Source organism: Enterobacter cloacae complex sp. P38RS, from assembly GCF_014930775.1.
GTDB lineage: Bacteria > Pseudomonadota > Gammaproteobacteria > Enterobacterales > Enterobacteriaceae > Enterobacter > Enterobacter bugandensis.
Window position 1 is genome coordinate 12,995 of sequence record NZ_JADBRS010000008.1, and the last position, 11,579, is coordinate 24,573.

The 11,579-nt window shown below is 57.7% G+C and carries 10 protein-coding genes and 1 other annotated feature (1 of these 11 cut by a window edge); of the genes, 7 read left to right on the forward strand and 3 right to left on the reverse strand.

What is annotated here, in order from left to right; all coding sequences use genetic code 11:
* Positions 1-32: a sequence feature (Thr leader region), on the forward strand (it extends 86 nt beyond the left edge of the window).
* 24 nt (positions 33-56) lie between these two features.
* The 4 genes from thrA to IM303_RS12285 all read left to right on the forward strand — a co-directional run bounded on the left by thrA (position 57) and on the right by IM303_RS12285 (position 5,282).
* Positions 57-2,519 (forward strand): bifunctional aspartate kinase/homoserine dehydrogenase I, encoded by a 2,463-nt coding sequence (gene thrA / locus IM303_RS12270; protein ID WP_193359987.1) that lies wholly within the window; start codon positions 57-59, stop codon positions 2,517-2,519.
* A gap of 1 nt (position 2,520) precedes the next feature.
* The gene (gene thrB, locus IM303_RS12275) at positions 2,521-3,450 is read left to right on the forward strand and encodes a homoserine kinase (RefSeq protein ID WP_041911275.1); all 930 of its coding nucleotides are present in this window, start codon (positions 2,521-2,523) and stop codon (positions 3,448-3,450) included.
* A 3-nt stretch (positions 3,451-3,453) separates the two neighbouring features.
* The gene (thrC, locus tag IM303_RS12280; protein WP_048999020.1) at positions 3,454-4,740 is read left to right on the forward strand and encodes a threonine synthase; all 1,287 of its coding nucleotides are present in this window, start codon (positions 3,454-3,456) and stop codon (positions 4,738-4,740) included.
* A gap of 248 nt (positions 4,741-4,988) precedes the next feature.
* On the forward strand, positions 4,989-5,282 hold the full coding sequence (locus IM303_RS12285; RefSeq protein WP_028015459.1) for a DUF2502 domain-containing protein: 294 nt from the start codon (positions 4,989-4,991) through the stop codon (positions 5,280-5,282).
* Between the two features lie 32 nt (positions 5,283-5,314).
* Here the strand turns inward: IM303_RS12285 and yaaA are convergent, their stop codons facing one another.
* A complete protein-coding gene (gene yaaA, locus IM303_RS12290; protein WP_028015460.1) occupies positions 5,315-6,088 on the reverse strand; it encodes a peroxide stress protein YaaA in 774 nt (257 codons plus the stop codon).
* A gap of 66 nt (positions 6,089-6,154) precedes the next feature.
* Complete coding sequence (locus tag IM303_RS12295; protein ID WP_192986812.1) at positions 6,155-7,585, reverse strand: sodium:alanine symporter family protein; 1,431 nt, start codon at positions 7,583-7,585, stop codon at positions 6,155-6,157.
* Positions 7,586-7,847: 262 nt separating this feature from the next.
* Here IM303_RS12295 and tal point away from each other — a divergent pair, with 262 nt between their 5' ends.
* From tal to IM303_RS12310, 3 genes are all read left to right on the forward strand, one after another.
* Entirely contained in the window at positions 7,848-8,801 is a 954-nt protein-coding gene (gene tal, locus IM303_RS12300) for a transaldolase (RefSeq protein ID WP_003856481.1), read from the forward strand.
* A 110-nt stretch (positions 8,802-8,911) separates the two neighbouring features.
* Positions 8,912-9,499 carry a molybdopterin adenylyltransferase gene (gene mog / locus IM303_RS12305; protein ID WP_028015462.1) on the forward strand — a complete coding sequence of 196 codons (588 nt, stop codon included), beginning with the start codon at positions 8,912-8,914 and terminating at the stop codon, positions 9,497-9,499.
* 122 nt (positions 9,500-9,621) lie between these two features.
* Positions 9,622-10,944, forward strand: coding sequence for an MFS transporter (locus IM303_RS12310; protein ID WP_028015463.1), 1,323 nt, complete (start codon positions 9,622-9,624; stop codon positions 10,942-10,944).
* Here the strand turns inward: IM303_RS12310 and satP are convergent.
* Positions 10,921-11,487, reverse strand: a complete 567-nt coding sequence (satP, locus tag IM303_RS12315; protein ID WP_041911269.1) for an acetate uptake transporter — start codon at positions 11,485-11,487, stop codon at positions 10,921-10,923. The two genes, IM303_RS12310 and satP, sit on opposite strands and share 24 nt — an antisense overlap.
* Positions 11,488-11,579 lie beyond the last annotated feature (92 nt).

Below are 11,579 nucleotides of genomic sequence, written 5' to 3' on the forward strand. Positions count from 1 at the left end.
GCCCGCACCTGAACAGTGCGGGCTTTTTTTTCGGCTAAAGGAAACGAGGTAGAACCATGCGAGTGTTGAAGTTCGGCGGTACATCAGTGGCAAATGCAGAACGTTTTCTGCGTGTTGCCGATATCCTGGAGAGCAACGCCAGGCAGGGGCAGGTTGCGACCGTGCTCTCTGCCCCGGCAAAAATCACAAACCATCTGGTGGCGATGATTGAAAAGACCATCGGTGGCCAGGATGCACTCCCGAACATCAGCGATGCCGAGCGTATCTTCGCCGAGCTGCTGCAGGGGCTGGCAGAGGCGCAGCATGGTTTCCCGCTCGCGCAGCTGAAGTCTTTCGTTGAGCAGGAGTTTGCTCAGATCAAGCATGTGCTGCACGGCATCAGCCTGCTGGGCCAGTGCCCGGACAGCGTCAACGCGGCGCTGATCTGCCGGGGCGAAAAACTTTCCATCGCCATCATGGCGGGCGTGCTGGAAGCGCGCGGCCACAACGTTACCGTGATCAATCCGGTTGAGAAATTGCTGGCAGCGGGCCACTACCTCGAATCTACCGTTGATATTGCCGAATCAACCCGCCGTATTGCCGCGAGCAAAATCCCCTCTGACCACATGATCCTGATGGCGGGCTTTACCGCCGGGAACGAGAAGGGTGAACTGGTGGTGCTGGGCCGTAACGGCTCCGACTACTCTGCCGCCGTGCTGGCCGCCTGTTTACGCGCTGACTGCTGTGAGATCTGGACTGACGTCGACGGCGTCTATACCTGCGATCCGCGCCAGGTGCCGGACGCCAGGCTGCTGAAGTCGATGTCGTACCAGGAAGCGATGGAGCTTTCCTACTTCGGCGCCAAAGTGCTTCACCCGCGTACCATCTCCCCCATTGCCCAGTTCCAGATCCCATGCCTGATTAAAAACACCGGTAACCCGCAGGCGCCAGGCACGTTGATTGGTGCCAGCAGCGATGAAGATGGTCTGCCGGTGAAAGGCATTTCCAACCTGAATAATATGGCAATGTTCAGCGTCTCCGGTCCGGGGATGAAGGGGATGGTCGGCATGGCGGCGCGCGTTTTTGCGGCCATGTCACGCAACGGTATCTCGGTGGTGCTGATCACCCAGTCCTCTTCCGAGTACAGCATCAGCTTCTGCGTGCCTCAGGTCGACTGTCTGCGCGCCCGCCGCGCGCTGGAAGAAGAGTTCTATCTGGAGCTGAAAGAGGAACTGCTGGAGCCGCTCTCCATTCAGGAGCGCCTGGCGGTGATTTCCGTGGTTGGCGACGGTATGCGCACGCTGCGCGGTATCTCCGCCAAATTCTTTGCCGCGCTGGCGCGGGCCAATATCAACATCGTGGCGATTGCCCAGGGCTCGTCCGAGCGTTCAATCTCCGTGGTGGTGGATAACGATGACGCCACCACCGGCGTACGCGTGGTTCACCAGATGCTGTTCAACACCGATCAGGTTATCGAGCTATTCCTGATTGGCGTGGGCGGCGTCGGCGGTGCGCTGCTGGAGCAGGTGAAGCGCCAGCAGGAGTGGCTTAAGAAAAAGCACATCGATCTGCGCGTCTGCGGAATTGCGAACTCGAAAGCGCTGCTTACTAACGTTCACGGTCTGAACCTGGAGAACTGGCAGGCGGAGCTGGAAGAGGCGAAAGAGCCGTTCAACCTGGGGCGCCTGATCCGTCTGGTGAAAGAGTATCACCTGCTTAACCCGGTTATCGTTGACTGTACCTCGAACCAGGCGGTGGCCGACCAGTACGCCGACTTCCTGCGCGAAGGCTTCCACGTGGTGACGCCGAACAAAAAGGCCAACACCTCGTCGATGGATTACTATCACCAGTTGCGCCTGGCGGCGAGCAAGTCGCGCCGCAAGTTCCTGTACGACACCAATGTCGGTGCCGGCCTTCCGGTCATCGAGAACCTGCAAAACCTGCTGAACGCGGGCGACGAACTGCAGCGTTTCTCCGGCATCCTCTCCGGCTCCCTGTCGTTTATCTTCGGCAAGCTGGATGAAGGGATGAGCCTGTCGGAAGCCACCCGTGCCGCGCGCGAGCTGGGCTACACCGAGCCAGATCCGCGCGACGATCTCTCCGGGATGGACGTGGCGCGCAAGCTGCTGATCCTGGTGCGCGAAACGGGCCGCGAGCTGGAGCTTTCGGATATCGTGATTGAACCGGTGCTGCCAGCCGAGTTTGACACCAGCGGCGATGTCAGCACCTTTATGGCGAATTTACCTCAGCTTGACGATGCCTTTGCCGCACGCGTTGCGAAAGCCCGTGATGAAGGTAAGGTATTGCGCTATGTTGGGAACATTGAAGAGGACGGCGTATGCCGGGTGAAGATTGCCGAAGTGGATGGTAACGACCCGCTGTACAAAGTCAAAAACGGCGAAAACGCCCTCGCGTTTTACAGCCACTATTATCAGCCATTGCCGCTGGTGCTTCGCGGCTATGGCGCAGGGAATGATGTGACGGCGGCGGGCGTGTTTGCCGACCTGCTGCGTACCCTGTCATGGAAGTTAGGAGTTTAAGATGGTTAAAGTATATGCCCCGGCTTCCAGCGCCAATATGAGCGTCGGATTTGACGTGCTGGGTGCGGCGGTGACGCCGGTGGACGGTTCGCTGCTGGGCGATACGGTAACGGTTGAGGCGGCAGAAAGCTTCAGCCTGAATAACGTCGGCCGTTTCGCCAGTAAGCTGCCGCCTGAACCACGCGAGAATATCGTTTATCAGTGCTGGGAGCGCTTCTGTCAGGAGATCGGCAAAAACGTGCCGGTCGCCATGACGCTGGAAAAAAGCATGCCGATTGGTTCGGGCCTGGGCTCCAGCGCCTGCTCGGTTGTCGCCGCCCTGGTGGCGATGAACGAGCACTGCGGCAAGCCGCTGAACAATAGCCGTCTGCTGGCGCTGATGGGCGAGCTGGAAGGGCGCATCTCCGGCAGTATTCACTATGATAACGTGGCACCGTGCTTCCTCGGCGGCATGCAGCTGATGATTGAAGAAAATGGCATCATCAGCCAGCAGGTGCCAGGGTTTGATGAGTGGCTGTGGGTGCTGGCCTATCCGGGCATCAAGGTCTCTACCGCGGAAGCGCGTGCGATCCTGCCTGCGCAGTATCGTCGCCAGGACTGTATCGCCCACGGGCGTCATCTGGCGGGCTTTATCCACGCCTGCTACACCCGTCAGCCGCAGCTGGCGGCGAAGCTGATGAAAGACGTCATTGCCGAGCCGTACCGTACGAAGCTGCTGCCCGGCTTTAACGAGGCGCGACAGGCTTCAATGGATATCGGCGCGCAGGCGTGCGGCATCTCCGGCTCCGGCCCGACGCTGTTCGCCCTGTGCGATAAGCCAGACACCGCGCAGCGCGTGGCGGACTGGCTCTCTAAACACTACCTGCAAAATCAGGAAGGCTTTGTTCATATTTGCCGTCTGGACACGGCTGGCGCACGAGTACTGGGATAACGAATGAAACTCTACAACCTTAAAGATCATAACGAGCAGGTCAGCTTCGCGCAGGCGGTGACTCAGGGGCTGGGCAAAAATCAGGGGCTGTTTTTCCCGCACGACCTGCCGGAATTTCAGCTGACCGAAATCGATGAGCTGCTGAAGCTGGACTTTGTCACCCGCAGCACCAAAATTCTGTCTGCGTTTATTGGCGATGAAATCCCGCAGGAGCTGCTGGAAGAGCGCGTGCGTGCGGCGTTTGCTTTCCCGGCTCCGGTTAAGCAGGTGGAGCCTGACGTCGGTTGTCTGGAGCTGTTCCACGGCCCGACCCTGGCGTTTAAAGACTTCGGCGGCCGCTTTATGGCGCAGATGCTGACCCACATCAGCGGCGACAAGCCGGTGACCATCTTGACCGCGACCTCCGGTGATACCGGTGCGGCGGTGGCACACGCGTTCTACGGCCTGAAAAACGTCCGCGTGGTGATCCTCTATCCGAAAGGCAAGATCAGCCCGTTGCAGGAAAAACTGTTCTGCACCCTCGGCGGCAACATTGAAACCGTGGCGATCGACGGCGATTTCGATGCCTGCCAGGCGCTGGTCAAGCAGGCGTTCGATGATGAAGAGCTGAAGGCCGCGCTGGGGCTGAACTCGGCGAACTCCATCAACATCAGCCGCCTGCTGGCGCAGATCTGCTACTACTTCGAAGCGGTGGCTCAGCTGCCGCAGGAAGCGCGCAATCAGCTGGTAGTTTCGGTACCAAGCGGCAACTTCGGCGACCTGACGGCGGGGCTGCTGGCGAAATCTCTCGGTCTGCCGGTGAAACGCTTTATCGCTGCCACCAACGCCAACGATACCGTGCCGCGCTTCCTGAAAGACGGCAAATGGGCGCCTAACGCCACGCAGGCGACGCTCTCCAATGCCATGGACGTGTCGCAGCCGAACAACTGGCCGCGCGTGGAAGAGCTGTTCCGCCGCAAGGTGTGGCGTCTGGGTGACCTGGGCTACGCTGCGGTGACGGACGAAACCACCAAAGCCACCATGCGCGAGCTGAAGGCGGTGGGCTACACCTCTGAGCCGCACGCGGCAATTGCGTACCGCGCGCTGCGCGACCAGCTTAACCCGGGTGAATATGGCCTGTTCCTGGGCACCGCGCATCCGGCGAAGTTCAAAGAGAGCGTGGAAGATATTCTGGGCGAAACGCTGCCGCTGCCAAAAGAGCTGGCCGAGCGCGCCGACCTGCCGCTGCTGTCCCATGAGCTGCCGGCAGATTTTGCCGCGCTGCGTAAGCTGATGATGACGCGCGCGTGATTGTGTTGCCCGGTGGCGGCTACGCCTTACCGGGGCTACAACGACGAGATGACCGTAGGCCGGGTAAGCGCAGCGCCACCCGGCTTTTTTATGAAGAAATTAAGGAGAAAAATTGCAGGAAAAAAGCAGAAATTCCCATTAAATGCGGTCACTTAGCGTTTAGGATTGCAGAGAATAACATCCACCGTTCCCCTCGCGTACTCTCCTTACATCGGCCCACGTTGGGCAAGAAGAATAAGGAGTCACCTGTGTCTACACTAAAACCTGCACTCATCGCGCTTTCTCTGGTGCTGGTCGCCCCCATGGCGGTACAGGCATCTGAAATTACTCTCGTACCTGCGGTAAAACTGCAGATTGGCGATCGGGACAATAGCGGGCATTACTGGGATGGCGGCCGCTGGCGCGACCACGACTGGTGGAAGGCGCATTATGACTGGCGCGATAACCACTGGCGTCCGCATGACGAGCATCGCGATCGTGATGACCGACACGACCATCATCACGACGACCACCGTCCGGGCCCGGACTGGAAGCACCATTAACGCAAAACCCCGCCAGATGGCGGGGTTTAGTTTTACTGCTCGTGGCGCTTAAATACCAGCTCACCTTTCCCTGACGACGCCTCGTCAAAGAAATAGCCGTCGGTGTTGAATCCCGTTAACTGCTCCGGCTTCGTCAGGCGGTTCTGAATGATATAGCGGCTCATCAGGCCACGCGCTTTTTTCGCATAGAAGCTGATGACCTTGAACTTGCCGTTCTTCTCATCAAGGAAGACCGGCTTAACGATCTCCGCGTTCAGCTTTTTCGGCTTCACCGACTTGTAGTACTCATCGGATGCCAGGTTGACCACCACGTTATCACCCTGAGCATGCAGCGCCGCGTTCAGCTTGTCGGTGATGATGTCGCCCCAGAAATGGTAAAGGTCTTTGCCTTTGGCGTTTTCCAGGCGAATCCCCATCTCCAGACGATATGGCTGCATCAGATCCAGCGGGCGCAGTACGCCATACAGGCCCGACAGCATGCGCAGATGCTGCTGGGCAAAATCAAAGTCGGCTTCGCTAAAATCTTCCGCCTGCAGGCCGGTGTAAACATCGCCCTTAAACGCCAGGATCGCCTGGCGCGCGTTAGCGGGGGTGAAATCCGGGTGCCACTCGTGGAACCGGGTCGCGTTCAGGTCTGCCAGCTTGTCGCTGATGCTCATCAGCGAGGCGATTTGCGGCGCAGAGAGCTTGCGCGCTTCGCGGATCAGCTGTTGCGAATAGTCCAGCAGTTCTGGCTGGGTATAACGCTCGGTAGCGAGCGGGCTCTGGTAGTCGAGCGTTTTTGCAGGTGAAATCAGAATCAGCATATCCAGTCCTTGCAGGAAATTTAGAGCGACTTTAACAAAAAATCGCCCTGAATTGATCGATAGCTGTTATCGCCGGGGCAAATCATCCCAGGTGCCGGGGGCAAGCTGTGACTGAATTTCGGGATAGCGTGCGGCATCAAATACCGGGGGAACGCCCAGCTTGCGCTGGCGAAGATAATCCCTGGCAATAAGGTTCACAACGGGCGAGAGCAGCAGGATCGCCGTCAGGTTAGTGATTGCCATTAGCGCCATAATGACATCCGCCAGCTGCCAGACCAGCGGCATATTCAGAAGGGAGCCCGCGATCACCATCAGTACTACGCCCAGGCGAAGCAAGAAGATGGCAGGACGAGAGTCGTATTTCAGGAAGATAAGGTTATTTTCGGCGTACAGGTAATTCACCACAATCGAACTGAAGGCGAACAGTATCAGAATGAGCGAGACAAATCCCGAACCCCAGCCGCCGGTCAGATTCACCAGCGCCTGCTGGAGAAGCTGTATTCCGTCGATATCCGAGTCATGCGCCACAGGACCGGCCAGCAGGAGGATCATGGCGCTGGCGGAACAGATAATAACGGTATCAATAAACACGCCTATCATCTGCACGATACCCTGCGCTGCCGGGTGCGGCGGCCAGGAAGAGGCGGCCGCGGCGGCGTTGGGAGTGGAGCCCATCCCGGCTTCATTGGAGAACATGCCTCGCTGAAAACCTGCCATCAGCGCCTGGCTCAGGGTGTAGCCCAGCGCGCCTGACGCCACCTCACGCCAGCCAAAGGCGCTTTTAAAGATGGTCGCAATCACGTCCGGAACCTGGTCGGCATGCAGCGCAGCGACGACCAGGCTCGCGGCAACCCAGAGCAGCGCCATGATGGGAACCAGCCACTGCATCAGGCGGGCAACGCCTTTCAGGCCGGCAGAAATGGTGAACAAAACAAAGAGGGCTAAACCGATGCCGGTGATCCACTCCGGACAGGAGAAGGTATAGCGCAGGGCATGGGCGACGGAGTTTGACTGCACGGTATTAAAAATTAGACCGTACGCGAGCAGTAAAAAAAGCGAGAACAGAACGCCCATCCAGCGCATTCCTAAGCCACGCGCCATATACCAGGCCGGACCGCCGCGAAACTGCCCGTTTCTGTCTTTCTCTTTATAGAGTTGCGCCAGCGAACTTTCGGCAAAAGAGGTAGCCATTCCGAGAAGCGCCGTGACCCACATCCAGAACACCGCGCCTGGCCCACCGGCGCTGATGGCCAGCGCAACGCCCGCCAGGTTTCCGCTACCGAGGCGGGCAGCCAGGCTGGTACACAGCGCCTGAAACGACGTTAATCCGCCCGGCTGGGGCGTGACGCTGTTTTTCAGACTTCTGTCAAACTTGCGAATATAGCGAAACTGGATAAACCCACTGCGTAGCGTAAACCAGATACCTGCTCCCAGAAGCAGGTAGATCATTATCGAACCCCAGAGGACTTCGTTAATAAAGAAAAGGAAATCAGGCATTAACGTCCCTCTTGTTGATGCCAACGTGAATATGTAAGCGCTACCACTGATTGGGCATGCTGTTGCTTAGCAGCCTGTTAATATTTTGAGTTTATCATACTCTGCCTAAGCGCACTGTCTGCGGTTGCGCTACCCCTCCGTCGTGTTATCATCAGGGCAGACCGGTTACATCCCCCTAACAAGTAAACCTGTCATTTTTCCGCTGCAGGCATGCTGTCGGTAGCGTGAATTATCCAGGGCACGTTAAAAGAGAAACACTATCATGACGGATAAATTGACCTCCCTTCGTCAGTTCACCACTGTCGTAGCTGACACCGGAGATATCGCGGCAATGAAGCTGTACCAGCCGCAGGATGCCACAACTAACCCTTCTCTGATCCTTAACGCCGCACAGATCCCTGAGTATCGCAAACTGATTGACGAGGCTGTGACCTGGGCGAAAGCACAGAGCAATGACCGTGCGCAGCAGGTTGTGGATGCTACCGATAAACTGGCAGTGAACATCGGTCTGGAAATCCTGAAGCTAGTTCCGGGCCGTATCTCTACCGAAGTGGATGCACGTCTCTCCTACGACACCGAAGCGTCAATCGCGAAAGCAAAACGCCTGATCAAACTGTACAACGACGCGGGCATCAGCAACGACCGTATCCTGATCAAACTGGCGTCGACCTGGCAGGGCATTCGCGCTGCCGAGCAGCTGGAAAAAGAAGGCATCAACTGTAACCTGACCCTGCTGTTCTCCTTCGCGCAGGCGCGTGCATGTGCGGAAGCAGGCGTGTACCTGATTTCTCCGTTCGTGGGCCGTATTCTGGACTGGTACAAAGCCAACACCGACAAGAAAGAGTACGCAGCGTCTGAAGATCCAGGCGTGATTTCCGTGACTGAAATCTACGAATACTACAAACAGCATGGCTATGAGACCGTGGTTATGGGTGCAAGCTTCCGTAACGTGGGCGAAATCATTGAGCTGGCTGGCTGTGACCGTCTGACCATCGCCCCTGCGCTGCTGAAAGAGCTGGCAGAAAGCGAAGGTGCTATCGAGCGTAAGCTGTCTTACACCGGCGAAGTGAAGGCGCGCCCGGAGCGCATCACCGAATCCGAGTTCCTGTGGCAGCACAACCAGGATCCAATGGCGGTAGACAAACTGGCGGACGGTATCCGTAAGTTTGCTATCGACCAGGAAAAACTGGAAAAAATGATCGGCGACCTGCTGTAATCATTCTGCGTGACCGGGCTCCCGGTCACGCGTCTTCTTCTGTCCTCTGTCTGAATTTTCCCTCTGCGTGTATCATTCCCTTTAATCAGTACTTTTTGAATGGAATGAATATGAATACCTTACGCATCGGCTTAGTGTCGATTTCTGACCGCGCCTCCAGCGGCGTTTACCAGGATAAAGGCATCCCCGCTCTGGAAGAGTGGCTGGCAAGCGCGCTGACCACCCCGTTTGAGATCCAGACTCGCCTTATCCCCGACGAACAGCCGATCATTGAGCAGACCCTGTGCGAGCTGGTGGATGAGATGAGCTGTCACCTTGTGCTCACCACGGGTGGAACCGGCCCCGCGCGTCGTGATGTGACGCCGGACGCGACGCTGGCTATCGCCGATCGTGAAATGCCGGGCTTCGGCGAACAGATGCGCCAGATCAGTCTACACTTTGTCCCGACGGCAATCCTTTCCCGCCAGGTGGGGGTGATCCGCAAACAGGCGCTGATACTGAACCTGCCGGGGCAGCCAAAGTCGATCAAAGAGACGCTGGAAGGATTAAAAGCCGAGGACGGTCGCGTCATCGTGCACGGCATATTTGCAAGTGTACCGTATTGTATACAGTTGCTTGACGGGCCGTACGTGGAAACTGACGACAAAGTGGTAGCAGCATTTCGTCCTAAAAGCGCACGCCGCGAGACAATCTCCTGAAATTTACTAAAATGTGACATTAGCGCCAGCCGCAGTAGCGTGTAAATGGATTTACGATATAGTAATTTTTTCTTTACGATTGCTGTAAAAAATAATCCACAACACATGCACAATGGTTCGCTATGTCACATAACACCCGACCTCTGAATCGACAGGACTACAAAACGCTTACGCTCGCCGCCTTAGGTGGCGCGCTGGAGTTTTACGACTTCATCATCTTTGTCTTCTTCGCCGCCGTGGTGGGGGCGCTCTTCTTCCCGGCGGATATTCCAGAATGGCTGCGTCAGGTGCAAACCTTCGGCATCTTTGCTGCCGGGTATCTGGCACGTCCGCTGGGCGGCATCGTCATGGCCCACTTTGGCGATCTTGTCGGGCGTAAGAAGATGTTTACCCTGAGCATCCTGCTGATGGCGGTGCCGACGCTGGCGATCGGGCTGCTGCCCACCTATGCCTCCATGGGCATTCTCGCCCCGCTATTGCTGCTGCTGATGCGCATTCTTCAGGGCGCGGCCATCGGCGGGGAAGTGCCGGGGGCCTGGGTGTTTGTGGCGGAGCACGTTCCTGCCCGCCGCATCGGGATCGCCTGCGGAACGTTAACGGCGGGGCTGACCGTCGGGATCCTGTTGGGGTCGGTAGTGGCGACGATAGTCAACACCAGCATGACGCAGCAGGCCGTGCACGACTGGGGCTGGCGTATTCCGTTCCTGCTGGGCGGGGCGTTTGGCCTGGTGGCAATGTACCTGCGCCGCTGGCTGCAGGAGACGCCGATTTTCCTCGAAATGCAGCAGCGTAAAGCGCTGGCGCAGGAGTTGCCGGTCAAAGCCGTTGTAGTGCGTCATAAAAAAGCGGTGGTGGTGTCGATGCTGCTCACCTGGCTGCTGTCGGCGGGCATCGTGGTGGTGATTTTGATGTCGCCGGTGTGGCTGCAGAAACAGTACGGTTTCGCCCCTGCCGTGACCTTACAGGCAAACAGTATTGCGACAATCATGCTCTGCTTTGGCTGTCTGGCCGCCGGGCTGGCGGCGGATCGTTTCGGTGCCAGCCTGACCTTTATTGTCGGCAGCCTGCTGCTGGCCGCGTCGAGCTGGGCGTTCTACCATCTTGCGGGCAGCCATCCTGAACAGCTGTTCCTGCTGTACGGCGTGGTCGGACTGTGCGTGGGCGTCGTGGGGGCAGTGCCTTACGTCATGGTGCGCGCTTTTCCGCCGGAGGTTCGCTTCACCGGGATATCGTTCTCTTATAACGTCGCGTATGCCATTTTCGGCGGGCTGACGCCGATAGTGGTCACGGTCATGATGGGGGTGTCGCCGATGGCGCCTGCCTGGTATGTACTCGCGCTCTCGCTGATGGGGCTGGGATTAGGCGTTTGGCTTCGTCAGGCGGGAGAATATCGTGCCCGCGAGGCGGGCACGACAGAGGGATCAGTGTTTTTCACCAATAGGTAAAATGGTGCGGTCAAACTGTTCGTTCAGCACTTCACCCATTGCCAGGTAGATAGCGCTTGCGCCGCACACCAGGCCAATCCAGCCTGCTACGTGAACGATGCCTTCGTTATCCGCCAGGTGGCCAATCGCCAGCAGGGCGAACAGTACGGTCAGGCTCAGGAAGACGAACTGCAGCGCGCGGTTGCCTTTCAGGGTGCCGAAGAACATGAACAGGGTAAAGACGCCCCACAGGCCCAGATAGACGCCCAGGAAGTGGGCGTTTGCCGCGTCTGCCAGGCCCATTTTAGGCATCAGCAGGATGGCGACCAGGGTCAGCCAGAACGAGCCGTAAGAGGTGAAGGCGGTTAAGCCGAAGGTGTTGCCTTTCTTATATTCCAGCAGGCCCGCGAAGATTTGCGCGATACCGCCGTAAAAAATGCCCATCGCCAGGATTACGCCGTCCATCGGGAACATCCCGATGTTGTGCAGGTTCAGCAGAATGGTGGTCATGCCAAAACCCATCAGGCCCAGCGGAGCCGGATTAGCCAACTTAGTGTTGCCCATAAGTCCTCAAAAAAAATCATCATTAAAATGGTGAAATGGTTAAACCCGCGTCAATACTCCCTGACGGGGCGCGGCATCATAATGGGCGGCAT

What these genes read in the sequence shown, in the direction of transcription:
- thrA (WP_193359987.1), top strand. Translation starts at nt 57, where the DNA reads ATGCGAGTGTTGAAGTTCGGCGGTACATCAGTGGCAAATGCAGAACGT.
- thrB (WP_041911275.1), top strand. Translation starts at nt 2,521, where the DNA reads ATGGTTAAAGTATATGCCCCGGCTTCCAGCGCCAATATGAGCGTCGGA.
- thrC (WP_048999020.1), top strand. Translation starts at nt 3,454, where the DNA reads ATGAAACTCTACAACCTTAAAGATCATAACGAGCAGGTCAGCTTCGCG.
- yaaA (WP_028015460.1), bottom strand. Translation starts at nt 6,088, where the DNA reads ATGCTGATTCTGATTTCACCTGCAAAAACGCTCGACTACCAGAGCCCG.
- IM303_RS12295 (WP_192986812.1), bottom strand. Translation starts at nt 7,585, where the DNA reads ATGCCTGATTTCCTTTTCTTTATTAACGAAGTCCTCTGGGGTTCGATA.
- tal (WP_003856481.1), top strand. Translation starts at nt 7,848, where the DNA reads ATGACGGATAAATTGACCTCCCTTCGTCAGTTCACCACTGTCGTAGCT.
- mog (WP_028015462.1), top strand. Translation starts at nt 8,912, where the DNA reads ATGAATACCTTACGCATCGGCTTAGTGTCGATTTCTGACCGCGCCTCC.
- IM303_RS12310 (WP_028015463.1), top strand. Translation starts at nt 9,622, where the DNA reads ATGTCACATAACACCCGACCTCTGAATCGACAGGACTACAAAACGCTT.
- satP (WP_041911269.1), bottom strand. Translation starts at nt 11,487, where the DNA reads ATGGGCAACACTAAGTTGGCTAATCCGGCTCCGCTGGGCCTGATGGGT.